This is a genomic window from Qipengyuania sp. B-5 (assembly GCF_056857815.1).
This window is the reverse complement of sequence record NZ_JBSXNU010000040.1, coordinates 1-24,613: the sequence shown is the minus strand read 5'-3', so window position 1 is coordinate 24,613 and position 24,613 is coordinate 1. Positions and strand designations below refer to the sequence as shown.

At 56.6% G+C, this 24,613-nt stretch carries 26 protein-coding genes and 1 pseudogene; 23 read left to right on the top strand and 4 right to left on the bottom strand.

Annotated elements, in window-relative coordinates; all coding sequences use genetic code 11:
* The 4 genes and pseudogenes from AC13CE_RS06335 to AC13CE_RS06320 form a co-directional block, all read left to right on the top strand.
* Positions 1-141: pseudogene (locus AC13CE_RS06335) on the top strand (IS5 family transposase); the annotation flags it as partial.
* Positions 75-1,199 (top strand): FMN-binding glutamate synthase family protein, encoded by a 1,125-nt coding sequence (locus AC13CE_RS06330; protein ID WP_482971911.1) that lies wholly within the window; start codon positions 75-77, stop codon positions 1,197-1,199. The pseudogene AC13CE_RS06335 and the gene AC13CE_RS06330, both read left to right, overlap by 67 nt.
* A 127-nt stretch (positions 1,200-1,326) precedes the next feature.
* A complete protein-coding gene (locus tag AC13CE_RS06325) occupies positions 1,327-1,539 on the top strand; it encodes a hypervirulence associated TUDOR domain-containing protein (RefSeq protein WP_482971910.1) in 213 nt (70 codons plus the stop codon).
* Complete coding sequence (locus AC13CE_RS06320; protein WP_482971909.1) at positions 1,539-2,204, top strand: DUF488 domain-containing protein; 666 nt, start codon at positions 1,539-1,541, stop codon at positions 2,202-2,204. Before AC13CE_RS06325 ends, AC13CE_RS06320 begins: the two co-directional genes overlap by 1 nt.
* A gap of 314 nt (positions 2,205-2,518) precedes the next feature.
* Here the strand turns inward: AC13CE_RS06320 and AC13CE_RS06315 are convergent, their stop codons facing one another.
* On the bottom strand, positions 2,519-3,484 hold the full coding sequence (locus AC13CE_RS06315; protein ID WP_482971908.1) for a rod shape-determining protein: 966 nt from the start codon (positions 3,482-3,484) through the stop codon (positions 2,519-2,521).
* Between the two features lie 312 nt (positions 3,485-3,796).
* Here AC13CE_RS06315 and rnk point away from each other — a divergent pair, with 312 nt between their 5' ends.
* Positions 3,797-4,219, top strand: a complete 423-nt coding sequence (rnk, locus tag AC13CE_RS06310) for a nucleoside diphosphate kinase regulator (RefSeq protein WP_482971907.1) — start codon at positions 3,797-3,799, stop codon at positions 4,217-4,219.
* A 76-nt stretch (positions 4,220-4,295) separates the two neighbouring features.
* Here the strand turns inward: rnk and AC13CE_RS06305 are convergent, their stop codons facing one another.
* Positions 4,296-4,580, bottom strand: a complete 285-nt coding sequence (locus tag AC13CE_RS06305) for a hypothetical protein (protein WP_482971906.1) — start codon at positions 4,578-4,580, stop codon at positions 4,296-4,298.
* 827 nt (positions 4,581-5,407) lie between these two features.
* On the opposite strand from AC13CE_RS06305, the gene AC13CE_RS06300 reads away from it, so the two are divergent.
* From AC13CE_RS06300 to AC13CE_RS06290, 3 genes are all read left to right on the top strand, one after another.
* Positions 5,408-6,646 (top strand): potassium/proton antiporter, encoded by a 1,239-nt coding sequence (locus AC13CE_RS06300; protein ID WP_482971905.1) that lies wholly within the window; start codon positions 5,408-5,410, stop codon positions 6,644-6,646.
* Positions 6,643-7,233: a hypothetical protein gene (locus AC13CE_RS06295; RefSeq protein WP_482971904.1), complete on the top strand. Its 591-nt coding sequence runs from the start codon at positions 6,643-6,645 to the stop codon at positions 7,231-7,233. The genes AC13CE_RS06300 and AC13CE_RS06295 overlap by 4 nt, the downstream gene beginning before the upstream one ends.
* Positions 7,234-7,298: 65 nt before the next feature.
* Entirely contained in the window at positions 7,299-8,939 is a 1,641-nt protein-coding gene (locus AC13CE_RS06290) for a cation:proton antiporter domain-containing protein (protein WP_482971903.1), read from the top strand.
* Positions 8,940-8,953: 14 nt separating this feature from the next.
* Here AC13CE_RS06290 and fixJ read toward each other — a convergent pair whose 3' ends face one another.
* Positions 8,954-9,577, bottom strand: a complete 624-nt coding sequence (fixJ, locus tag AC13CE_RS06285; protein ID WP_482971902.1) for a response regulator FixJ — start codon at positions 9,575-9,577, stop codon at positions 8,954-8,956.
* Positions 9,567-10,823 carry a PAS domain-containing sensor histidine kinase gene (locus AC13CE_RS06280; RefSeq protein WP_482971901.1) on the bottom strand — a complete coding sequence of 419 codons (1,257 nt, stop codon included), beginning with the start codon at positions 10,821-10,823 and terminating at the stop codon, positions 9,567-9,569. Before AC13CE_RS06280 ends, fixJ begins: the two co-directional genes overlap by 11 nt.
* Positions 10,824-11,196: 373 nt before the next feature.
* On the opposite strand from AC13CE_RS06280, the gene AC13CE_RS06275 reads away from it, so the two are divergent.
* The 15 genes from AC13CE_RS06275 to AC13CE_RS06205 all read left to right on the top strand — a co-directional run bounded on the left by AC13CE_RS06275 (position 11,197) and on the right by AC13CE_RS06205 (position 23,925).
* Positions 11,197-11,886 carry an alternative oxidase gene (locus AC13CE_RS06275; protein ID WP_482971900.1) on the top strand — a complete coding sequence of 230 codons (690 nt, stop codon included), beginning with the start codon at positions 11,197-11,199 and terminating at the stop codon, positions 11,884-11,886.
* 29 nt (positions 11,887-11,915) lie between these two features.
* Positions 11,916-12,251 (top strand): response regulator, encoded by a 336-nt coding sequence (locus tag AC13CE_RS06270; RefSeq protein ID WP_482971899.1) that lies wholly within the window; start codon positions 11,916-11,918, stop codon positions 12,249-12,251.
* Between the two features lies 1 nt (position 12,252).
* Positions 12,253-12,591 (top strand): TehB family protein, encoded by a 339-nt coding sequence (locus AC13CE_RS06265; protein WP_482971898.1) that lies wholly within the window; start codon positions 12,253-12,255, stop codon positions 12,589-12,591.
* Between the two features lie 14 nt (positions 12,592-12,605).
* Entirely contained in the window at positions 12,606-13,085 is a 480-nt protein-coding gene (locus tag AC13CE_RS06260; RefSeq protein WP_482971897.1) for a group III truncated hemoglobin, read from the top strand.
* A 76-nt stretch (positions 13,086-13,161) separates the two neighbouring features.
* Positions 13,162-13,911 carry a helix-turn-helix domain-containing protein gene (locus AC13CE_RS06255; protein ID WP_482971896.1) on the top strand — a complete coding sequence of 250 codons (750 nt, stop codon included), beginning with the start codon at positions 13,162-13,164 and terminating at the stop codon, positions 13,909-13,911.
* An 87-nt stretch (positions 13,912-13,998) separates the two neighbouring features.
* Positions 13,999-15,675: a cytochrome-c oxidase, cbb3-type subunit I gene (gene ccoN / locus AC13CE_RS06250; protein WP_482971895.1), complete on the top strand. Its 1,677-nt coding sequence runs from the start codon at positions 13,999-14,001 to the stop codon at positions 15,673-15,675.
* A gap of 11 nt (positions 15,676-15,686) precedes the next feature.
* Positions 15,687-16,439: a cytochrome-c oxidase, cbb3-type subunit II gene (gene ccoO, locus AC13CE_RS06245; RefSeq protein ID WP_482971894.1), complete on the top strand. Its 753-nt coding sequence runs from the start codon at positions 15,687-15,689 to the stop codon at positions 16,437-16,439.
* The gene (locus AC13CE_RS06240) at positions 16,436-16,615 is read left to right on the top strand and encodes a cbb3-type cytochrome c oxidase subunit 3 (protein WP_482971893.1); all 180 of its coding nucleotides are present in this window, start codon (positions 16,436-16,438) and stop codon (positions 16,613-16,615) included. The genes ccoO and AC13CE_RS06240 overlap by 4 nt, the downstream gene beginning before the upstream one ends.
* Positions 16,605-17,516 carry a cytochrome-c oxidase, cbb3-type subunit III gene (gene ccoP, locus AC13CE_RS06235; RefSeq protein ID WP_482971892.1) on the top strand — a complete coding sequence of 304 codons (912 nt, stop codon included), beginning with the start codon at positions 16,605-16,607 and terminating at the stop codon, positions 17,514-17,516. Before AC13CE_RS06240 ends, ccoP begins: the two co-directional genes overlap by 11 nt.
* On the top strand, positions 17,503-19,113 hold the full coding sequence (gene ccoG / locus AC13CE_RS06230) for a cytochrome c oxidase accessory protein CcoG (protein ID WP_482971891.1): 1,611 nt from the start codon (positions 17,503-17,505) through the stop codon (positions 19,111-19,113). The genes ccoP and ccoG overlap by 14 nt, the downstream gene beginning before the upstream one ends.
* On the top strand, positions 19,110-19,559 hold the full coding sequence (locus AC13CE_RS06225) for a FixH family protein (RefSeq protein ID WP_221540120.1): 450 nt from the start codon (positions 19,110-19,112) through the stop codon (positions 19,557-19,559). Before ccoG ends, AC13CE_RS06225 begins: the two co-directional genes overlap by 4 nt.
* 8 nt (positions 19,560-19,567) lie before the next feature.
* Positions 19,568-21,685, top strand: a complete 2,118-nt coding sequence (locus tag AC13CE_RS06220; protein ID WP_482971890.1) for a heavy metal translocating P-type ATPase — start codon at positions 19,568-19,570, stop codon at positions 21,683-21,685.
* Entirely contained in the window at positions 21,682-21,867 is a 186-nt protein-coding gene (gene ccoS / locus AC13CE_RS06215) for a cbb3-type cytochrome oxidase assembly protein CcoS (RefSeq protein WP_482971889.1), read from the top strand. Before AC13CE_RS06220 ends, ccoS begins: the two co-directional genes overlap by 4 nt.
* A 592-nt stretch (positions 21,868-22,459) precedes the next feature.
* Positions 22,460-23,500 carry a sensor histidine kinase gene (locus tag AC13CE_RS06210; RefSeq protein WP_221540113.1) on the top strand — a complete coding sequence of 347 codons (1,041 nt, stop codon included), beginning with the start codon at positions 22,460-22,462 and terminating at the stop codon, positions 23,498-23,500.
* Positions 23,501-23,526: 26 nt separating this feature from the next.
* Complete coding sequence (locus AC13CE_RS06205; protein ID WP_221540111.1) at positions 23,527-23,925, top strand: response regulator; 399 nt, start codon at positions 23,527-23,529, stop codon at positions 23,923-23,925.
* Positions 23,926-24,613: the final 688 nt, after the last annotated feature.

Below are 24,613 nucleotides of genomic sequence, written 5' to 3'. Positions count from 1 at the left end.
AACCTGATCGAGCGCCTGTTCAACAAACTCAAGAACTGGCGGCGCGTTGCGACCCGATACGACAAAACCAAGGAATCCTACCTTGGCTTCGTCGCGCTCGCCTCAGTCAAACTCTGGATACCCTTTGTCCACGAAACCTAGGGAATTTTGCTCATGATTCAGGGGAGGGGGGAATTAGCCGTTACCACCGGGAACATGGCGGAGATCTCATCTGGGAAATAGGTAGCGGATATTTCGGTTGCCGCACGAGGAACGGCAACTTTGATCCAACCAAATTCGCAGACCAGGCCAGCGATCCACAAGTGAAGATGATCGAAATTAAGCTGAGCCAAGGAGCCAAGCCTGGTCACGGCGGCATTCTTCCAGGCGAAAAGGTTACCTCCGAAATAGCCGAAAGCCGAGGAATTCCCATTGGCGTAGACTGCATCTCACCAGCTGAGCATTCGGCATTTGGTAATCCCCTAGAGATGATGGAATTCATCGCCCAGTTGCGCGCACTCTCCAAGCAAAAGCCCGTTGGCTTTAAATTGTGTGTCGGTCATCCGTGGGAATTCATGGGGATGGTCAAGGCGATGCGCGAAACCGAAATCTATCCGGATTTTATCGTCGTCGACGGTGCGGAAGGTGGGACCGGTGCGGCGCCAGTGGAGTTTGCGGATAATATCGGCATGCCCCTGCGCGAGAGCCTTTTGTTCGTCCATAACACGCTTGTGGGGGCAGATATTCGGGACCGCGTGAAAATTGGCGCAGCCGGTAAGATCGTGAGCGCGTTCGACATTGCAGCAGTACTGGGCTTAGGTGCTGATTGGACCAATGCAGGGCGCGGCTTCATGTTCGCCCTGGGTTGCATCCAGTCGCTTTCCTGCCACACGAACCGCTGTCCGGTGGGCGTCGCCACGCAGGACCCACTGCGCCAGCGCGCGCTCGTCGTTCCCGACAAGGCCGAAAGAGTAAGACGCTTTCACCATAATACGCTACGTGCTCTGGCCGAGATGACGGCTGCTGCCGGCCTTTCGCATCCGTCCGAAATAGGGCCACATCATCTCGTGCGTCGGGTTTCCTTGACCGAAATCCGACTGTTTTCGCAACTTCATATGTTTCTTGAGGAAGGTGAACTGCTAACGGGATCACACGACCGTGATTTCTATAGTGCGGCTTGGAAGCTGGCACGCGCCGATCGATTCGAGCTCGCTTCATGAGCGGCGTTCTCGATGCATTGCCCCGTTCATCCGAAGCGAGAAAACTGAACGCGATCGCGAAACAATCTCGCTGGGTCGGCTTTCTATAATGCACGAGACCCATTCGGTCAGGCAGGAGAACGCAGCCGTGGCAAAGTTTTCAGTCGGAGATCACGTCAGCTGGAATTCCGAAGCTGGGCGGGTTCATGGAACAATTTCGAAAGTCCATAAAAAGGATTTTCAATACAAGGGCCATACCCATCACGCATCGGAAGATGAACCGCAATACGAAATCGAGAGCGACAAGACCGATCACATTGCTGCGCACAAGGAAAGTGTGTTAACCAAGCTGGAGCGCTAATGCCCACTGTCTTCACCATCGGGCATTCTAACCGCACCCCGGAAATCGTCCTGGACATGTTGATCGGAGCCAGCGTTGATCTTCTGGCGGACGTTCGCGCATTCCCTCGCTCCCGCTCCAATCCTGCTTTTAATATCGACACGTTTCCCAAGGCGTTGGCCGAGCATAATATTGGATACAAGCACTTCGAGAGGCTCGGCGGTCGGCGAAAAATGCACCCATCGATAGATCCCGCACTCAACGGATATTGGCGCGTCCAAAGCTTTCACAACTATGCAGACTACGCCCTCGGCGGTGAGTTCAAGGCAGCCCTTGGCGAGATCGAAAACTTGGCGAGCGATCGACACGTGGCGCTTATGTGCTCGGAAGCCGTCTGGTGGCGCTGCCATCGCCGGATCATCGCTGACTATCTGATGGCCCGGGGACACCACGTCTGTCACTTGATGGCTCCTGGCCGCCAAGACACAGCCGAGATGACCAAGGGTGCTGTTCGCCGATCCGCGGATGAGGTGATCTATCCCGAAGCGAAAATCGACCAGACATCGACCGGTCATATTCCGCTGTGCCGACATGAACGCCTCGCTATTCGAGAGAATGAATTGCGAGCGCGGCGCGCAGATCAAGAAACTCGTTCGAGAAGTTCGCCCGAGGATTGGATCTCGTAGAGGTCGGCGTCTATCTGCCGGACAGACCGCCCGTCGGCTGTTCTCCAGTTGATAGCACCGAGGCGCCGCCTCTCCCCGCGCGCAGTGACCTCGCTCTCAACATGCCGATACTGAACGACCTCAATCTTTCTTCCACGATCACCGCGGCAGAGTAGAGTTGCCATCGTCTCTTCGCCGGCGATTGGCTGGCCTGGATTTTCAACCCTCGGCGTCTCACGGTTCGGATTGTCGGACGGCAATGTCATTAAAACATCGCGTGCCAAAGCGTAGCGAGCGGGTTCACCTTCATCGAGAAAAACCTAGCAGAAACTCGATCAAGCCGCTTTTTCCTCCATCAGACGGTTTAATCCCCGTGCAACGCATCCAGAAGGGTCATTGGCTACCGTGATGGGCAGACCGCACTCCGACGCGACGGCATCGGCAAGAAAACCTGCGCAAATGCCGCCTCCGGTCGCTACCAGTCGTTCGCTCAGCAAATCCGCGGCCAGGTCAGGGGTAATTTCGCCAATGACCAACCTGACGGCATCCGCGAAACGAGCGAAGTGCCGCTTAAGGATCGGAGAAAACTCCGAAGCCGGGAGTGTTATGACCCCGGGCAAGCCATTGTGCAGGCCGCGTCCCTTGATCTCTAAGGTTTGGCTCTCATCATTTTCCAAAGAAAGCCGCATCTTCAGGTTTTCGGCGGTGAGCTTTCCGATCAAAAAATGGTGGCGCGTCTGAAGGTGTTCGATGAGAGCCTCATCGAGCCCCAGGCCACCCAAGCGCACGGAGCGCGAGTAACATTTCCCGTCGAGCGAAAACACGGCAATCTCGGTGGTGCCGGCTCCGCATTCGACAACCATGGAAGCGCGCGCTTCTCGAACCGGGAGATCGGCGCCTATCGCCGCTGCGAAAGGTTCACTCACTAACTCAATTCGCCCGAACCCGGCGTCTTCGGCCGCGGCTAACAGGGCATTCGTCTCTGCTTTCGTGGCATCTGCCGGAATACCTATCATGGCAGTGGGACGGGATTTTCGCTTCTTCCCAAGCACCGCAGAGATTCCGTGAGAGAGTAGTGCACTCGTGGCCTCAATATCTTGCAATACTCCCCGCGCGAGCGGTCGGCGGACTGAAAAGGTTATTGGAACCCGGTCCACCATTGCGAAAACCTCACTGCCCGCCGCCACAAAATGTGGGCGGCCTCCGCGATCTTCATAACAGCACAGGGAGGGCTCATCGAAGACGACACCTTCCCCGCGAACCATGATACGCATGTTGGCCGTGCCGAGATCAATAGCCATGTCGGGCCTGCGCGAAGAAGCGAATGAGCGGAAGTTTATCATTTTTCCAAGGTAGCCCTTCCGGCCGGGAATGTCTCTGATAACTCGCCGATCATTAGTTGAAATCCATAATTTGACTTACCTACCCTCCGGGCCCAGATACTCAGAATGTTCTTTTCTCCGCTTCTAAAGCGACATCTCGCACACGCAGGACAGCTGCCCGCACGGGCGCGCGCCTCGTCTCGTCGGCCGTGAAGCGGTCCGGGGCGAGGCTCCCGGACGATCTTCAGCCAGCCCGCATCTAATTTGCGGCGACTTACGCGAGTTACCGACATGACTGTTTCTGAGAACGGTGGACCCCCGCCAATATACGTTATCGATACCGAAGCTGACGCTCTTTACGAGTTGGCGGTTAGTATCGAACAGCGCAGCCCCGACGTCGCGCACAAGCTATGCGAGGAGCTTGACCGAGCAAATGTTTTGTCTGTCCAGGATATCCCTTCCGACGTTGTGATCATGCGATCGCACGTCGAATTCGTGGATGAGCGATCAGGCGACAAAAGGAAGGTAGAACTGGTCTGGCCGCGTGACGCGGATATGGACCGGAACCGACTTTCGGTGATGACCCTCGTAGGTGCAGGCCTTATCGGCATGAGGAAAGGTGTCTCAATCGACTGGCCCGATAGATCCGGTGAAAAAAGACGTCTTCGTATCGTGGAGGTCATTCAGCCCGGGCTTCAGGACAAAGCGGCCTGAATTTTTTCGCGCACGCTCTTTGGCTGGCTGTGAAACTAGCCCGCCCACTTGCTAGCGAGTGGGCGGGCTCCCTCCGTCAAGCGAACACAAGAATTAGAGCAAAGATTGCGAGGGTTACGGCCCCGATCAGCAGGATTTCGATTTTGCTAAACTTGTCGATATGGTCAGCGCGAAACTTTGCGTAGCTGGCTGGTTTTTTGCTAGCCAGACTGGCCACTTCAAATGCGCTGGCTTCTTTCTTGAACCAGCGCTTTAGTTCGCCCAGTTGCTCATCGCTAACGTCCGGATAGAAATTGAGTAATTGCTCAATTTCATCGTAACGCGCGGAAGGATCGGCAGCTGCCGCCTTATGGTCACTCATGATAAAACACCTTAATCTATTTGGTCAGGCTAAGACCCCGATTGGAGGTCAGATAGATCAGGTGAGGGTGGGCGGCCCTCTCGTCGGAGGCACAAGTCGCCAGATAGACTTTAGAGGCGGCCCGGTCTTTCGAGGATCGAACGGACGGTCGACCACGAAATCGAAAGCCCGCGGTTGAGGCACGGCGACGAGAACTGGCAGCGGTGCAGGTTTGAGAAGTGGGACCAACTGCTCAACGCCATCGCGCTGTGCAAGTATCGCTACTTCGACGGTGGTCGCATCAAACGCTGAACCGCGGTTCCTGATTTCCGAAAATGGAGTGGAGGGTGTGGCCTGACACAGGACAGCAACGATAACTGATAACAGCCCAAGCCTGAAAACAAATCTGCGTAAGCTGAACCACGCCATCGTTATCGTAATAATCGTCGAGGCAGCGCGGGGCAAGAACCTCAGCTGGCGAAATCAGCCCGGTTTGCCATCGATGCAGAGAGTATCACCCGGCTCAAGCGACGTGGTAGACGATATGCCTTCCAGATATATCAGCGTCTCCGCTTCTTGCTGTGTCATACCCATCGCAGTCGCGTGAGCCATAAGCTCCGGGACCGTAAAGCTCCGGCTACTCGATGAGCTTATTTCGAAGCCGCCGCATTTATCGGTCTCACCCACGCAAGCTGCCAAGAGAAGCAGCGGCGCAGAGCTTATGAAAGTTCGATTTCCTACCATATACCTAAGGCTATCAGACCCACGTTTTCGGGTCGACTGGACGCAAACAGTGCCAACCGAAAGAATGTAAGTGCCAATCTACCCTCTCGTGCTACGTCCTGAGCATGGGATTTCTAGATACTGAATCCACGCTTCTCCTGATTGGCGTGCTGCTTTTGACAACTGTCCTTGCTGGAAGTCTTTCGAGCCGGTTCGGACTACCTGCACTTATCGGGTTTTTGGGCCTTGGCATGCTGGCGGGTGTCGAAGGCCCTGGCGGAATTTCTTTCGACAACTTCGTCCTCGCTCAAGCCGTCGGCATAGCATCGCTCATCTTCATCCTTTTCTCTGGTGGTCTGGATACAGATTGGCGGGACGTTAAGAGAGTTGCGGGACCCGCGCTCATCATGGCCACCATCGGTGTTCTCATTAGCGCAGGTGTAGTGGCAGTATCGGCGGTATTCCTCTTAGGGGTTACACCTGCACAAGCAGCGCTCCTCGGCGCAATCATCGCTTCTACTGATGCTGCGGCGGTGTTCGCCATTTTACGTTCTACCGGGCTAGATTTGCATGGTGATGTGCCCGCGCTCATCGAAGTCGAATCCGGCTCGAATGATCCCATGGCCATCTTTCTCGTCGGTGCCGTCCTGCTGTTCATGTCCAATCCGAGCGCCCCCCCTTTTGCCCTTGCGCCTGACTTCATGATTCAGATGGTGATGGGAGCCCTGACAGGAGTGGGGATCGGCTTTGCCATGCCCGAGATCCTTAAGAGAGGCGGTTACCGCCAAGGTGGCTTGGCATTCGTGATTTCGATTGCGGCTGCCTTGATTGCGTTCGGTGCCGCCGAATTGTTGTCGGGCAACGGCTTTCTCGCCGCCTATCTGGCGGGCCTCGTTGCTGGCAACCGCCATTATGCTGCCAAGCGCACCGTATCGACCTTCCAGGATGGAATGGCATGGCTTGCCCAGGTCGCCATGTTCTTGACCCTGGGACTTTTAGTGACACCCTCTGAATTGGGTCCAGTCATCGTTCCGGGTCTAGCAATTACCGCTATACTCATGTTCGTGGCGCGCCCGATCAGCGTTTTTGTGTGCCTCGCGCCTTTCCGGCAGTTCGGATGGCGGGCAAAAGTATTTATATCGTGGGCGGGACTACGCGGCGCAGTCCCCATCGTGCTGGCGACCTTCCCCATTGTGGCCGGCGTCGACGGAGCTTTTGCGATTTTCAACGTGGTCTTTTTCGTCGTTCTTCTGTCCAGTGTTATCCAGGGCCCTACAATCAACTGGGTCGCGAAGAGACTGGCCATAGCTGATCATTACGACCGGGCATCGGCACGCCAACGCGCCTTGGAGGATGTTCATTGAAGCCACTACCGTTTGTATGTTTGCTGGGTCTTTCACTTTCTAGCTGCGCGCCGGAAGGCAATGAGAGCGGATCCGAGGCGTCCCAAGTTTCGTCGGCGCCCGAGCCTGACGTGGTTCAGGAAACTGCCGTTCACGAGTTTGAGTTGGGTGAGCGAGAATATACCATTCCTGCTGCGTATATCCCCTCGATCCGAGTGGGCGGTCAGAAAGATTTCATACGGATAAAATTTCCCGATTTTGCTGCGGAGATTGTGCTCGATGAAAAGTCTGCGGGAAAATCGGACAAGACGGGTAAGGCTCAGATATTCTCCGTCACAGACCATGATTACCCGCGTATCGAATATACCGAACGTGAGGACGGTGCGATCATAGCCTGTCGGCGCGGCATGATGGCGCAATCAGGGTGCGGCACAATCTTCGAATATGCTGGAGTGGATTGGACGCTTTTATTCCCGATAGGACTTCGTGACGAGGTCGAAGCGCTCGTCGGTAGAGCCACGCGATTGCTCGAACAGCATTCAGTGGAAATTCGGCAAGAGAGAGCAAAAGAAGACGACCCGGAAATAGACCTAGTTCAGGACCAATAGACTTCGTCATTTCCCTACCCACACACGCTTGACGTGATAGAGGGTTTTAGGGCCTACTGCCGGTCATGCCTCATCATACGCCGCTCATAGCAACGATCGTCGCTGGACTGGTCGTGGCTTTTGCTATGGGGGCCCTCGCGTATCGTCTCCGCGTTTCTCCGGTCGCAGGTTATCTGTTTGCCGGTGTCCTCATTGGCCCATTCACACCCGGATTCGTGGCGGATACCGATCTCGCGGTAGAACTCGCGGAAATCGGCGTAATCTTGCTGATGTTTGGCGTTGGCCTCCATTTTTCGCTGAAGGACCTGCTTTCTGTCCGCAAAATTGCCTTGCCAGGAGCGCTTGCGCAAATAGCAGTCGCGACGGTTCTGGGGTTCTTGCTGGCTCGCTATCTGGGCTGGACCATATTGGCCGGACTGATCTTCGGCCTCGCCCTATCGGTTGCCAGCACCGTCGTGCTGCTCCGGGCGCTTCAGGCCCGGAATGCGGTGCAGACTGAACGCGGGCGAATTGCGGTCGGATGGCTCATTGTCGAAGATCTGGCGATGGTAATCGCGCTGGTGTTATTGCCAGTCATCGCGCAAATCATGGAAGGTGGGAGAGGCGGAAGCACCCAGATCGCCGCAATTGTAGGGTTGACCCTCCTGAAAATCGGCGGGTTCATCGCGCTGATGCTCATAGTCGGTAAGCGTCTCATTCCTGCCGGTCTGCATTGGGTGGCCCATACGGGTTCGCGTGAACTTTTCCGGCTCGCAGTGCTCTCAATTGCTTTGGGGGTGGCGTTTGGGGCTGCTTACCTATTCGATGTTTCTTTCGCCCTCGGAGCATTCTTTGCCGGTATGATCCTGGGGGAGTCCCAGCTCAGTCGCCGTGCAGCTGAAGAAACGCTCCCTTTGCGAGACGCTTTTGCCGTCCTGTTTTTTGTATCGGTCGGCATGCTGTTCGATCCGTCGGTGGTGGTCGAACAGCCGTGGCCTTTGCTCGGGACGGTAGCGATCATCATTTTCGGAAAGTCCATCGTCGCCTACGGGATTGTTCGCGCATTTCGCTTCTCGAATGAGACCGCACTTACTGTTTCCGCCAGTCTCGCACAAATCGGCGAATTCTCATTCATTCTCGCAGGTCTTGGGGTGGGACTTAACATCTTGCCGCAAGAGGGCAGGGACCTGATACTGGCCGGCGCTATCCTTTCCATCTTTGCCAATCCATTCATCTTCACTTTGATGGTAGGCCGCGCGCCTCTGCGCAGGCCATTCCCGGCCGCATCACCTGAGGGCGAGAGCGGGGGGAATGTGTCAGAGAGCGGTAAGGCGCACACGGTGCTTGTGGGGTATGGCCGTGTCGGGAAGCTGGTCGCCCAAGAGCTTAGGGCATCTGGCACATCCTTTTCGGTTGTTGAGTATCAAGAAGATATCGCCCAGCGAGCGCCCGACGACCTGCATGTCATTACCGGCAATGCGGCCATACCGGCAATTCTGGAAGAAGCAGGCCTTCAGAAATCTGACCGCCTTGTCATCGCTATTCCCGGTGGCTTCGAAGCAGGGGGAATTGCTCAAATAGCCCGAGAGTTGAAGCCATCGATCAAAATGATCGCGCGCGCACATTCCGACGAGGAAGTAGCCTATCTTACCCGGCTGGGAGTGAAACATGTGATTATGGGGGAACGAGAGATCGCAGCTAAAATGGCGATCCTCCTCACAAGCTGATCCAACCTAGTTTATTATGATAGCCTTGCGATAGTCACCATTCTTACCAGGTCGGATAGCGTCTTTGCCTGAAGTTTCATCATCGCATTGGCACGGTAAACCTCAACCGTTCGTGGACTGATGCCTAGATCAAACCCAATGACCTTATATGCTTTACCGTCCGCCAGGCCCTCGACCACTTCACGTTCACGGCCAGACAAGGACGATAGACGCGATTCTATTTCTCGGCGTTCCTCGACAAGGGCGTCTCCTACCGTTTTCTGCGAAACCGCCCGCTCGATTGCCGAGAGAATGATGTCGTCTTCGAAAGGCTTTTCGATGAAATCTGCAGCGCCAGCCTTCATTGCCTGAATTGCCAATGGCACGTCGGCATGCCCAGTAATCACAATGACAGGAACCGACGGATCGTTCTGCTTGATGGTTTCAGTGAGTTCGATCCCGCCGACACCTGGCATCCGAATATCTGTAATGACACAAGCACCGGTCAGTGGGGGCGATGACTTCAGAAATGCGTCACCTGAGGAAAAGGATCGAACCCTGACGCCTGCTACATCGAGCAGAAATTCCAACGAACTGCGCGCACTTTCGTCGTCGTCAATGACATAAACGATCGCATCTTTGGTGGCGTCATTCGCCATCGTAAAGTTCCTCCTTGGAAACTCTTTGGACTGTAAAGCCGAACTCCGCGCCTCCCTCGGCGGTTGGGCCAGCCCATATACGCCCCCCATGGGCTTCGACAATTGTCCGCGAGATCGAAAGGCCGACGCCCATTCCGGTTCGCTTGGTTGTAATGAAGGGCTGGAATAGTCGATCTGCAATTTCGGGGTCGATACCTGGGCCGGTATCACTGACAACGACCCGCGCAAGTTCCTCGCTTGACTCATCGATCGCAATGATGAGCCGGCGTTCCGATGATGCCGCGTCGGCCATCGAGTCCACCGCATTGCGCACCAAGTTGAGCACTACCTGCTGTATCTGAACCTTGTCTACCAGAACGAGATCAATTCCAGGGTCGAAGTCGTAGAGCACCCGAATGCCATGTTCCTTTGCTCCAACCAGCGCGAGCGCGCTGGCTTCTTCGACAAGCTTGGGAAGACTCTCGATGCTCCTCTCGGTTTCTCCCCGCGCCACGAAATCGCGGAGCCTTCGGATGATCTCGCCTGCCCTAAGAGCCTGTCCCGATGCCTGTTCGACTGCATCGGCAATCCGATCAAGCGGCGGGTCCTCGCGGCCAAGCAGAATTCGGCTCCCCTTCAGGTAATTCGCAATAGCTGAAAGCGGCTGGTTGATTTCATGAGCAAGAGCAGATGCCATCTCGCCGAGAGCCGTCAGACGCGAAATATGGACGAGCTCGCTTTGCAATTCCTGGAGCCGGTCCTCAGCCTGTTGGCGCTCGGTCAAATCACGGATGAAACCAGTAAAATACCGATGACCTTCGGTCCGCATTTCGCCGACGGCCAGTTCGATAGGAAAAGTGGATCCATCCTTGCGTTCGCCGACAACGATGCGTCCCTTCCCAATGATCCGTCTTTCGCCCGTCCGATAATATCGCTCCAGGTATCCATCATGTGCCGTGCGATAGGGATCTGGCATTAATACACTGACGTTGCGCCCGCTCACCTCGTCCGCGCTCCAGCCGAACATCCTTTCCGCAGTGGGGCTGAACTCATGGATCAAACCGGCTTCATCGATTACGACCATGGCATCAGGCACCGTGTCCAAAATGGAACTCAGGTGTGCCTCGCGTCTTGCAAGTTCAGTCGCGGCAGCTTCGGTCTCGAGCCGCGCGCGCTGAAACCATTCCCCGCCGACCGCGACCGCGAGGCCGATGACCACGAAGGTAACGGCCGCGATGATACTTCCGGTTTCGATTGGGCCGCTCAAACGATCGCATGCGATTCCTGCCGTCGCACCCGCGATAGAGGCGAATGCGCCGGCCCTTAATCCAGACAGAGCACTGGCAATGACGACGCTTGGAACGAAAAAAATGAAGGTTGCGCGCTGCCCAAGCTCATCCGCGAAGGAAAGACGAACAACCACCGCAAGGCCGATAGCCAGCAGCGCTCCGAGAACAGCGCTTGCGAAAGTAAGCCGCGGAAGAAAGCGGCTGACAAAGCTCTGCCCACGCACCTCCGTGAAATCCCTTAGGGTGCTTCTCGTAAGGTGATCATCCAAATTTCGCGGTTCCGTTCATCGTCATAGATGGAGGGCATCGGCAGCACTCTCCTTCCAATGGCTGCCGAATGGAGAAGTTTCAATGTCTGCACCGCTCATCGATCTTGGCGTTCACCATCAACCCAAGGGTTTATCGGACAGGATCGCGTTTGGTTTTACCAAGGCACTACGCTGGACTGCCGATACGTTCTTTGCCGAGCGCTACGGACACCGCGCTGTGGTTCTGGAAACGGTGGCCGCCGTGCCCGGTATGGTCGGTGCGACAATCAACCACCTCGCCTGCTTGCGCCGCATGTGCGACGACAAGGGCTGGATCAAAACGCTCATGGACGAAGCCGAAAATGAGCGCATGCACCTCATGACCTTCATCGAGGTTTCCAAGCCGACGGTGTTCGAACGCGCTGTCATCATTGGCGTTCAGTGGGTGTTCTATCTCTTCTTCTTCGCGCTCTACCTTGTGAGCGCGAAAACTGCGCACCGCGTAGTTGGCTACTTCGAGGAAGAAGCCGTGATCAGCTATACGCATTATCTTGCGGAGATCGACGAAGGCCGTAGCCCGAACGTGCCGGCTCCCGAGATCGCAAAGCGGTATTGGGGGCTCTCAGAGGATGCGACGCTACGCGACGTCGTCTTGGTGGTCCGTGCCGACGAAGCCCATCACCGCGATGTAAATCACGGCTTTGCGAATGAACTCGCCGGTCTGCCGGTTGGTAGCATCGCCGAATGTCCGCCGCATGTCACGCTCGAGCCGAACTGGAAGAAGGCCGCCTGATCGGCCGGCAAGAGGAAGGAGGACGGATCATGGTTCAAAATCACGCCATACGATTGCTGGTTGAAGATCCATCCGTCCTCGCTTCGCTGCAGTTTTCGCTCTCGATCGAAGGTTTCGACGTGGGGGATCATGCCCTCGCAGCCCTAATTATAGACGAACAATATCGCGGGGATGGTGCGCAAGCTCTCGAAGATCTGAGAGCGCAAGGAAACTGCGCACCCGTCGTTTTCTTAGCCACTCATCCTAACCGGAGGCTACGCAACCGGCTCGCCATTTCTCGCGCAATCCTCGTGGAGAAACCCTTGACGGGCGACGAAATTGGCCGCGCGCTCGGTGACTTCCACAATCCCATAAAGGCGGCCTGACATGAAACCTGCCGATATGCCCGTTCTCGAAAGCTACAAGCGCACGCCGAACTTCACGGAGAATAGCGTGCCGGCCGGACTGCTGGCCGATCATTCGACCAAGGAGGGGGTTTGGGGTCTCATCCATGTCACCCAAGGCAGACTCCGCTACTTCATCACCGATCCCCGGCGCGAACCGGAACAATACGTCCTGGATCCCGGCACAGAGCCTGGAGTGGTTGAGCCGACAATCCTCCACCGCGTTGAACCGATGGGATCCGTAGAATTCCAGGTCGAATTTCTCCGAGCCCCGATTGATCGCGGTCCAGTCACAAGCCTCGAAAGAAGTGCAAACTCATGAACAATCCCAATTCCATGAGGTGCGCGGATCCGGAAGCAATATCCTATGCGAAACGCAAACGAGAAGAGAAGCGTGCCGAGGCCGAATTGATCGGGATCGACGCGGACTTCATCGGTCATCTCGTCGAAACGTTCTACGCCAAGATCCGCGACGATAGGCTTTTGGGACCGATCTTCGCTGAGCGCATCTCGGACTGGCCCTCACATCTCACTCGAATGAAGGCATTCTGGAGATCTGTGCTGCACAATAGTGGCGAGTTCTCCGGCAATCCCATGCTTAAACATCTTGCCATTCCCGGCCTCGAACTGCGTCATTTCAAGCGCTGGCTGCAGCTCTTTTATGAAACCTTGGGCGAGATCGAACTCCATCATAGCGCCACCGAACTTGTCGGAACCCGCGCGAGAATGATCGCCGACAGCCTGCTTACAGGCATCACAATGAAGCGTGACGGATTGACTGGAGGGCGCGCAGGGAAGGACCTTCCTTATGTCTGATCCGCAGCCTGGTTCATCACCAGTGCGTGTCCCGCCGGTGAGATTGTGCCTGCCGAAATTCAATTGATCGAGATCAATGAACGAAATCCAGAAGCCCGCCAATGGCAGCGTTCATGACAATCAAGGATTCCTTCTAATGCCAGCCGCATCGGCGCTTCGTAAGTTCGCCACCTCTTTTTCTGACGAGCCGAGGGGCCCGTTGAGTTCTGAGGTTCAGCAACTCGGTGAATTCCTGCACGTTCCTATTGGGGAAACTGCAAAATTCCATTCTTCCGAGAAACCTCTTATTGTGTTCGTTGCTAGCGGCGCGGTGAAGCTGACTGCGCAGGTTGGTCTCGATCGTGAGCAGATCATCGCTTTTGGATTTCGCGAGGAAATGATCGCGCTGTCTGAAAATTCCCGTATGCCCTATGAACTCCAGGCGCTGACAGCTTGTAATATCGTCGGATGTTCGCTCGCCGAGCTCGCCAAAACGCTCACCAAAGACGAGTATTGCGCCGAAAGACTGATTGCGCAGCTCTTATCTGCGCTCGAAGATTCGAGAGAACGCCTGGTTTTGCTCGGACGGATGACCGCCAAGGAACGAGTGGCCAGTTTCCTTCTTGACCTGACCGAGCGGATCGCAGCCATCAGAAATGGTATTGCAGTGCTCGATCTACCCATGTCCCGGCGCGAAATAGCCGATAGCCTCGGACTGACTATTGAAACGGTTAGTCGTCAACTCAGTCAACTGCGTGAACTCGGCATCCTACAAACCAACGGAAGGTCGGAACTAGTGATCCTTGACCTCGATCAACTCTGCCGATTAGCCTCCCGGGGTAAGTAGCGAAATGAAATTTCTAAAATTTGATTTGGATCAATGCGGTTTGCGTCAAAACTGCATAAAGGCGTCGAAAAGGGGATCGGAGTTATAATGCGGGCAGAAGTCGCACTCGGACGGGTTGGGTTGTGGTTCCTAGTTCTTGTCATCTCAATTGTTTTGGCGGCTACAGCGCGGGACACGGGCTTTGCTGCTCATGCGATTATCATCGCGATCGTCTCATTTGTGCTCATGTGGATGTCGGCCGCGCGGTTCGATCCCATGGGGAAAGCACGGGGCTTTTTTCGTATGCCGCAAGGCGCCTCGCTATATGACGATGATCCGGTTCGCTGGGGTGTCCTTGCCACTATGTTCTGGGCTCTCGTGGGTCTGCTTGCCGGCGTCTTTATCGCGTCGCAGCTGGCGTTCCCGCAGCTCAATTTCGAGCCCTATTTCAACTTCGGGCGGGTGAGGCCGCTGCATACGTCTGCAGTGATTTTCGCCTTTGGCGGTAATATCCTCATCGCCAGTAGTTTCTATGTTGTGCAGCGCACGTGCCGTGCACAACTTGCCTTTCCGACGCTCGCTCGCTTCGTATTCTGGGGCTACCAGTTGTTCATCGTTCTGGCGGCTTCGGGTTATCTCTTTGGCGTCACGCAGAGCCGCGAATATGCCGAGCCCGAGTGGTATGTGGATCTGTGGCTGACGATTGTCTGGGTCGCATATCTCATCGTCTTCGTCGGCACGCTGGCGCGTAGAACCGAGCCGCATATCTATGTGGCAAACTGGTTCTACCTCTCCTTCATCATCACCATCGCGATGCTGCACATCGTCAACAATCTGGCGGTGCCAGTCGCCTGGAACGGCTCTCTCTCGTTCTCCGCCTTTGCGGGCGTCCAGGATGCGCTGACGCAGTGGTGGTATGGCCACAACGCGGTAGCGTTTTTCCTGACCGTGCCGTTTTTGGCAATGATGTATTACTTCGTGCCCAAACAGGCCGAACGACCCGTCTACAGTTACAGGCTCTCCATCATCCACTTCTGGTCCCTGATCTTCCTCTACATCTGGGCAGGGCCGCATCACCTTCATTACACAGCGTTGCCGGACTGGGCACAGACACTTGGCATGGTGTTTTCGGTCATCCTCTGGATGCCCAGCTGGGGAGGCATGATCAATGGACTGATGACGCTGAACGGTGCCTGGGACAAGGTTCGCACCGATCCGATCATCCGCATGATGGTCATGGCGCTGGCGTTCTACGGCATGGCGACGTTCGAGGGTCCGATGCTCAGTATCAAAGCGGTGAACTCGTTGTCACACTACACCGACTGGACGGTTGGACACGTGCACTCGGGCGCTCTCGGGTGGAACGGTCTTATCAGTTTTGCCGCAGTCTACTTCCTCGTCCCGCGATTGTGGAAGCGGGAGCGAATGTATTCGCTGCGTATGATTAACTGGCACTTCTGGCTCGCGACGCTGGGTATCGTCTTCTACGCCGCCAGCATGTGGGTGGCGGGTATCACCCAAGGTTTGATGTGGCGCGAATATGGCGCCGACGGCTACCTCGTGAACAGCTTCGCTGAGACTGTCGCAGCGCTGCACGAGCTCTATATCATACGCGCTCTGGGCGGCGTCATGTATCTCAGCGGTGCCATCATCATGGGCTACAATGTCTGGATGACCATCGCGGGCAAGCTGCGCGAGGAAGATCCGATGGGCGCCATGCCGGAATACGATTCCGACAAGGACCGGCCCATCGTGCGCCCCGCAACCCCCGAACCAGCTGAATAGGATAGCGCGTCATGGGTCTCGCCTCCCAGCACAAGAAGCTGGAAAAGAACATCAACCTGCTCGCAATCGGTTCTTTCATCGCAGTGGCGATTGGCGGCATCGTCGAGATCGCCCCTCTCTTCTGGATCGACAACACGATCGAAAAGGTCGACGGAATGCGGCCGTATACCCCGCTCGAACAGGCGGGGCGCAACATTTACGTCCGCGAAGGCTGCTATGCCTGCCATAGCCAGATGATCCGGCCGTTTCGCGATGAAGTGGAGCGGTATGGCCACTACAGTCTGGCGGCGGAAAGCATGTATGATCATCCGTTTCAATGGGGTTCAAAGCGCACTGGCCCCGATCTCGCGCGCGTGGGCGGCCGCTACTCGGATGAATGGCATGTGCAGCATCTTAAGGACCCGCAAAGCGTGGTGCCAGAGAGCATCATGCCGCAATACTCTTTCCTCGGGGACGCCCCTCTCGAAACCGACAACGCCGCCGAGATGCTGATCGCGCTGCGGCGCGTGGGGGTTCCTTATTCGGACCGAGACATCGGTGAGGCCATGGCAGACATCATCCTGCAGGCCGATCCCGACAGCGGCGGGGACATCGAGGATTTCCAGCAACGTTATCCCAAAGCGCAGGTCCGCGATTTCGACGGTGATCCGAGCAGGGTGACCGAGATGGATGCGCTCGTCGCCTATCTACAGATGCTCGGAACATTGGTCGATGTCGACAGTGCGGCAGCTCAGGAGCGGCTTGCAGAGGAGAAGGGCCGATGAGCCTCTACGATCAGTTACGGCACTTTGCTGACAGCTACGGCTTGATAGCGCTTCTTGTGCTCTTCTTGGGGCTGTGTCTGTGGGTGTTTCGACCAGGCGCAAAGGAGCACAGTCAGGAGGCAGCACGTTCCATTTTCAAAGAAGATGAGATCAAGAGGCGCGACGATGGTGAATAAGCGCATCGACGAGCCCACTGGCACCGAAACCGTCGGTCACGAATGGGACGGAATCGAGGAGCTCGACACCCCGATGCCGAGGTGGTGGCTCTGGACGCTATATCTGACCATCGTCTGGGGCATAGTGTATGTGATCCTCTACCCGGCATGGCCACTCGTGGACAAGGCAACTGAAGGCGTGCTCGGCTGGAGTAGCCGCGGCGAGCTGGCCAAAGAAATGAGTGCCGTCGATCAGGCGCGCGTTACTGTGCGAGAGGAATTGTCGCGAATTCCGATTGAACGCCTCCCTGAGAATAGCGGCTTGTTCGCTCAGGCAGTGGCTGGCGGCAGATCGGCATTTCAAGTTCACTGCTCACAGTGCCACGGCTCGGGTGCCGCAGGAAGCCAGACGCTGGGCTATCCCAACCTCAACGACGATGATTGGCTATGGGGCGGTGATCTCAAGGCGATCGAATATACGCTGGTGAATGGCATTCGCTCTCCGGGCGTTGATGACACCAGAGCCAGCGTCATGCCGCCGTTCGAAGGCGCGTTCGAAGCTGCTCAGCTCAACGCGCTCGTGGATCATACGCTTTCGCTAAGCGGTAAAGGATCTCGAAACGCGCTCGGTGCGCAAACCTATGAAGATAACTGCTCAGTCTGTCACGGCCTTACCGGCGAAGGTAACCGCGAACTCGGTGCGCCGCGCCTGAACGATGCAATCTGGCTTTACGGTAGTTCACGCGAACAGATTCGCCAGCAGATCCTGAACCCCAAGATGGGCCGGATGCCGCATTGGAGCGGTCGCCTCGATCCGGTCACGATCAAGATGCTCTCGGCCTATGTCTGGTCGCTCGGCGGCGGCGAGGAATTCGCCGAAGTCGCCGATGATCCCACGGTGGAGGTTGATGAAGAACCGTGATCCCGGCCGCGCTTCGAGCGCACGTCCTCGCCGGGAAGGCGAGAACCGCGACTGGTCGGTCGTAGTAGAGGACGGGCGCGCGAAGACCAACGAGCCGGTTTCCGGTGCCGTAGCCGAGCCGGAAGCCACCACGCTTCGGCACGAGCCACACGAGCCGCCCAGGCAGCAACTACCGACCAAGTTGTTCGAGAAGCGAACCAAGGTGCACAACAAGCGCATCGACGGTCCCTTTCGCCGCTTCAAATGGTTTGTCATGTTCGTGACGCTTGCGATCTATTACGGCACGCCGTGGATTCGCTGGGATCGCGGACCATACGCACCAGATCAGGCCGTGCTCGTCGATCTCGCCAATCGTCGGTTTTACATGTTCGGCATCGAGATCTGGCCGCACGAATTCTACTACGTTGCTGGTTTGCTTATCATGGCCGCGCTGGGCCTCTTCCTGGTGACAAGCGCGGTTGGCAGGGCGTGGTGCGGCTATGCTTGCCCGCAGACGGTCTGGACCGACTTGTTCCAGCATGTCGACCGCTTCGTCGATGGAGACCGCAATGCGCGCATCAAGTTGGACGCGGCGCCGCTTGGCCCCAAGAAAATAGCAAAGCGGACCTTCAAATACTCAATATACCTCGTCATCGCTTTCTGGACTGGCGGCGCGTGGATCATGTATTTCGCCGATGCGCCGACCCTCGTGCGCGATTTTTGGGCGGGGGAGGCTGCTTCTGCCGCTTACATCACGGTGGCCATCCTTACACTCACCACATTCACACTCGGCGGTTTCATGCGCGAACAGGTGTGCATCTACATGTGCCCCTGGCCCCGAATCCAGACGGCTATGATGGACGAGAAGTCGCTGCTCGTGACCTACAAGGACTGGCGCGGTGAACCGCGCGGCAGCGTCAAGAAGGCTAAAAAGGATCCTGAGAAATTCGGGGACTGTATCGACTGCCTGCAGTGCGTGGCCGTCTGTCCAACGGGGATCGACATTCGAGAAGGCCCTCAAGTCGGCTGCATCACCTGTGCCCTGTGCATCGATGCCTGTGACAAGGTCATGGCGGAAGTGGGGCGCCCGCGCGGCTTGATCGACTACGCGACGCTCGAGGATTGTGAGAAGGAAGCGAACGGGGAAGCGACACGGCCGCCGTGGAAAGCCCTGCTGCGACCAAGGACCATCGCCTATTTCCTCATCTGGGGCAGCATCGGTCTTGCCATGCTGTTCGCTCTAGGCGTGCGTAGCCACGTGGGCCTGTCGGTCACGCCCGACCGCAATCCGCCTTATATCCTGATGAGCGATGGCTCGGTGCGCAATTCCTATACTCTCAAGCTGCGCAATATGGAGAGCCGGCCGCGCGAGATGGAGATAGAGCTTCAGGGTCTTCCAGGGGCGGTGATGTGGACAGACACCATCGGTCGCGAGGCGGCTGGACGCATGCAGATAAAAACGGTGCCGGCAGACCAGGTGCTCGCAGTTCGCGCATATGTCATTGTGCCGGAAGGCGCGGATACGCAGGAATTCAGCTTCCGTGTGACATCGCGCGACGAACAGCGAGAGAGCGTTGTAACCGAAGCGCGCTTCGATACGCCGGAAGGAAGCGAATGAAGGGCGAATTCACTGGCAAGCACATGGCCGTGATCATTGTGTCCGGCTTCGCCGTCATCATTGCGGTTAACCTGTTCATGGCCACGCTGGCCGTCCGCGGCTTTGGAGGGGTCGTAGTCCAGAACTCCTACGTCGCTAGTCAGGAGTTCAACGACTGGCTTGAAGCTGCCGAACGTCAGGAAGCACTGGGATGGACCGCGAAAATGTCGCGCAGCGACAACCACCACCTCGTGGTCGAAACAACCTCGGTGCCTGATGGCTCCTCCGTGAATGCAGTCGCTCGCCGGCCGCTCGGTAAGCCGGAAACGATGCAACTTGGCTTTATCGAGGCGACACCCGGAAATCACGTTTCACTAGAGCCACTAAAGGCCGGGCGCTGGATTGTGCGGCTGACCATCACTTCACCCGATAGGCTGACCTGGTCGGTGGAAGAGCATTTGCAGTGAATGTCCGGATGAACCTTGCAGCGGACGAACCCATCCAGCTCACAGACAGCCGCTTCACTGTCCCAGGTATGCGGTGCGCAGGTTGCATCGCCAAGATCGAGCGAGGTTTGCAGAAGGTTGATGGTGTCGACGCGGTGCGCGTGAATTTCTCCGCGAAACGGGTCGCTGTCCGGCATGACCGATCGCTGGACGCGGATGCCTTGGTTCATGCCATCGGAAAACTAGGTTTCGAAGGTCAGGCCGCGGAAACCAATCCGCTCGGACAGGATGATGTTGAGAGTCGCATGCTCCTGCGTTCGCTTGCCGTCGCGGGGTTCGGCATGATGAACATCATGCTGTTGTCCGTTAGTGTCTGGTCCGGAGCAGGCGGCGTCACGCGCGAGTTGTTCCACTGGCTCTCTGCGCTGATCGCATTGCCGGTGGTTGCCTATGCCGGGCGTCCGTTCTTTTCGAGCGCGGCAATGGCTCTGCGGCATCGCCGGACGAACATGGATGTGCCGATCTCCATCGGAGTCCTGCTCGCGACCGGCTTGAGCGTATACGAAACGGCGACTGGAGGCCAACACGCCTATTTCGATAGTGCAGTCATGCTGCTGTTCTTCCTTTTAGCCGGACGCGCACTCGATGCGACAATGCGAAACAAGACCCGTGCGGGTATCGGTGCCCTGCTATCCCGCATGGGCAAGTCAGCTAGGATCTTGGCTGAGGACGGATCGACAACGAGGGTAGCGGCGGCAGATCTCCAGCCCGATATGTTGATGCTGGTCGCGGCTGGCGAGGCTCTCGCGGCTGACGGAGTGATTGAAGACGGTCGGAGTTCGATCGACAATGCGATGCTGACAGGCGAAAGCACGCCTCAATCCGTGGGACATAAGGACCTCGTGTTTGCCGGGGCGATAAACTTGTCCAATCCCATTCGCGTGCGCGTCACTGCCGCTTCCTCAGATACGGCTATAGCCGAAATCGCGCGGTTGATGGATGAGGCTGGACAGTCGCGAAGTCATTATGTTCGTATAGCCGATCGCGCTTCGCGGCTTTATGCGCCAGCGGTCCATACCCTCGCTTTGATGGCCTTCCTTGGATGGATGATCGCAGGGGTCGGTCTGCACCAGTCCCTGGTAATCGCGATAGCCGTGCTCATCATTACCTGCCCCTGTGCCATGGGGTTGGCAGTCCCAGCGGCACAGGTGGTAGCATCGGGAGCCTTGGCGAAACGCGGCCTACTCGTCAAAGACGGCAGCGCGCTCGAACGGCTCGCCGAGGTGGATACGGCCTTATTCGATAAAACTGGCACGCTCACGATGGGAGAACCGGTGCCGCAGATCGATCGCTTGTCGAGCGAACAAAAATCCGTCGCCCTGGCGTTGGCCCAGGCCAGCCGGCATCCCCTGAGCAAGGGACTGGCAACCGCCCTTGAGGGAGCGGGGATCCGGTCCGCTGCGGTTGGCTTGCTATCCGAAGCGGGCGGGGAGGGCATCAAGGGAGATTGGTCCGGAATTCCTGTCGCCCTGGAGCGGACCGCCACCGCTGGCGAGGGATTGTCCACCACCCTTCGGATCGGGGAAAGCTTGGTCGCCATCCCATTTTTGGACCCGGAACGCCCTGATGTCGCGGAAACTCTCTCCGTTCTTCAAGCTCTCGGTGTCGAAAGCCGAATTATTTCTGGCGATCGGCAAGCACCCGTTGGAGCTCTTGCGCGTGCCTTAAATATCAAGGGCGATTCCGAGATGCGCCCCGAAAACAAGCTAGCACTGCTGGAGTCGCTGAAAGCGCAAGGTCATCGCCCTTTGATGGTCGGCGATGGGATTAACGATGGCCCCGCACTCGCCGCTGCCCACGCATCAATAGCGCCCGGCAGTGCGAGCGACGTAAGTCAGCAAGCTGCTGATGCGGTCTTTTTGGGCCGAACACTTATAACGGTCGCACTCGCTGTTGCTGTTGCACGCCGAACAATGCGGATCGTGCGCCAAAACTTCGGCTTTGCCATTGGTTACAATGTCCTAGCCGTGCCGCTGGCGCTCGCTGGCTTGGCGACGCCCTTGATCGCGGCCATCGCCATGTCGCTCAGCTCTCTGGTGGTGGTTGGCAATTCCCTGCGCCTCGCCCGGGTCGGAAACGCGCCATGAACGTTCTCGTATTTCTCATACCGGTCGCTCTTTTTCTAGGCGGTGCAGGTCTGGTCCTGTTTTTCTGGGCCATGCGTGACGGCCAATTCGAAGATCTCGACGGTGCAGCCAACCGCATCCTGATCGATGATGAGGAAGACGCTCAGTTGGCGAGGACCGAAGAAAAGGAATCTCTTCGATGAAAGCTAAAGACCCTGCTACTTGCAATACTTCCGGCCTCGGTCCGAACTCTGTCCGTAGCCTATTCGGTCGTGGAGCACTTCGGCGCCGCGTCCTCTGCCAAAATGTCGATACAGCACATCGTCTGATAAATTTCGCCAGCCATGCGTCTGTCGGTCCAGTTCAGCCGTCTGATCCGGTTCAATAGGAGTTGATCTATGCCCTTGTGGTTCCTCCCTGCTCTCATTGCATTTTTTGCCGTCGTCAGTCTGGCCGCGGGAATGTGGCTCCTTCTCCACCTCCCCGATGTTGCACGTCTTTTTCGCGGCGAGAAACCCGGTCAGATGGTGAGGGGGCCGGGGCGACGGAGGGCGACGCCGGCAGCAGTCTGGACGGCATTGGCACTATTCAATTTGGGCTGGATTGCGTGCGTCGTGATTTGGGTGTTCGTTTTGGAAGGCGCGGCGAACGTCTTCATTGACGCGAGGGCTTGAAAGATCGAATGTTTCAACTCAAGAATTGCAATGGGCCAATGTTTCAACAACCCTGATATTCGAAGACGTAGGTAGTGCGGGGTATCCGACACCGCTCCATCATCGGGTAGGAGATTATACGATGCCCCTTCGCGAAACACTGCCCATGACTGCGAGCCAACTCGGACTTATCGTTGAGGACGCTGCGAGCGAAATTTACATATTCTCGGTCACAGATTTTGCCTTTCTTCTCGTCAACAGAGGGGCGCGTGAGAATCTGGGTTACACTCTCGAGGAACTCCGAAATCTGACCCCCTGGGATCTCAAACCCGAGCTCAGCGAAGCCCAGTTTCGCGAGAAAGTGCGACCACTTCTGGAAAGCGATAGCGGGGATCTCGTTTTCGAGACTGTTCATCAACGCAAGGATGGCAGTCTATACGATGTCTCGGTGCATCTTCAGCTTTTGCGGCAGGATGACGAGCGAATTTTCTTCGCAGCCATCCGTGACATCACCCATGAGAACACGCTTAAGCGTGCTCTAGTTGAACGCGGCGAAGAGCTGGAGAAGGCTCTAGCCAGCCGCGAAGTTCTACTCCAGGAAGTTAACCACCGCGTCAAAAACAGCCTGCAGGTTGTGACTGCCTTGCTGCAACTGCAGGCAAAAGAGGTGAGGGAGGACAATTTGAAAGCTGCACTCCTCGATGCGCGAAATCGCATTGCGGTAGTCGCGGCGATTCACCAACGGCTCTACATGAATGGCGAGCACTCACTGGTCGATGTCGCCGAATTTCTGGAGGAGCTCGTTACTGCTACGATCCGGTCCTTGTCTATCCGGGACCAAATTTCGGCAAAGCTCGATCTGCAGCACGGAATTTCCCTCGGCATTGACCGTGCTGTGCCACTAGCATTGGTTGTTGCCGAACTGTTAACCAACAGCTTGAAGTATGCCTTCTCGGAAAAGGAGAAAGGAACCGTCGGTGTCGATCTGAATTCTGATGATAGCGCGATAACCGTGAGGATTTACGATGACGGCGTGGGGATCCCCCAAGCCGAGAAAAGTTCTAGTCAAACAGGCCTCGGCACCAAGATTATCCGCGCCTTGAGTAAGCAGATTAGAGCCACGTTATCTGAGAAGAGCGGCCAAGGCGGCACTGAAGTCACATTGGTTATGCCACTTAAATGAGAGGCCCCTGCAGGCACTTCTAAATCATGAAAATTCTGATTGTTGAAGATGAGGCCCTGATTGCGATGAGCATTGAGGCTGTGTTGGAAGAGAATGGTTACGATGTCGTGGAGATAGCGGATGACGAAGCATCGGCGCTATTCGCGGCGGCTCGACATAATCCAGAACTCGCCCTGGTGGATATGCGTCTTGCCGGAGGCGATAGTGGCGTCAGCGTCGCTAAAAAGCTGAATGCCATGGGAGTTGCGGTAGTATTCGCCACGGGTAACTGCCCGGGTGCGGCAATCGAAAATCTCGCCATCGGGTGTCTGCACAAACCACTTTCGGACGATCAAATCATCGCCGGTTTGACTGTCGCCGATGCGAAACGCCGAGGGTCTAGCAATCCCCCTCCGCCTCCACCTGGAATGCATCTTTTCGATTAAGGAGGCAAATAGCAGCCGATTCAGATTTTCGTATTGCACCGCCACTGAAGCACAGCGAGGCTTAAGGGTTTGAACCGAAAATTCGAACTTCGGACCGCAGCGCACACTGTCTGGGCCGAACGAGTGCCCCGATGACTTCGTAATGTTGCGCGGAAAATAACCTCCACCTATGATTATGGCGCAACCCTACAATTCATTGAAACATCGTGGTGGTAGAAATGCTGTGCGACCCGAAGGGCTCTGAGGGGGAAACCCGACGAGTTCTCACCTATCAAGGGCGGCTCTTTGAGCCGCCCTTTTTTTACTGATATGACCGACGCTGACGAAGACCCAAGCCCAGCATCGAGCGGAGGCCGAGCAAAACGCCGCCTAGCTGTTCTGTTTAGCGTTTCGAAAAGGCCCCAGGTTGCTGTCCTCGAATTGGTTCATTGAAAGGTCGCTCAGGTTGCAGCCATTCGGTCGCTGCCAATCCGATTGTGGGTAGGTCAGACGAAAACTGTGCGATGCGCCGGTTCGCGCTTGCATCTCGAATCGGACTGAATCATGGTAGCTGGACACCCGCAACAACCATGGTTTTGCTGGTGCGTTAAGGCGGATTGGTCATCCGGTGCACAGCATGGCGGCCTGACCGGCTGATCGCTGGCGCCTGGTGGTGATTTCCGTTCATTTTCGGCCCCACCGGTGGGTT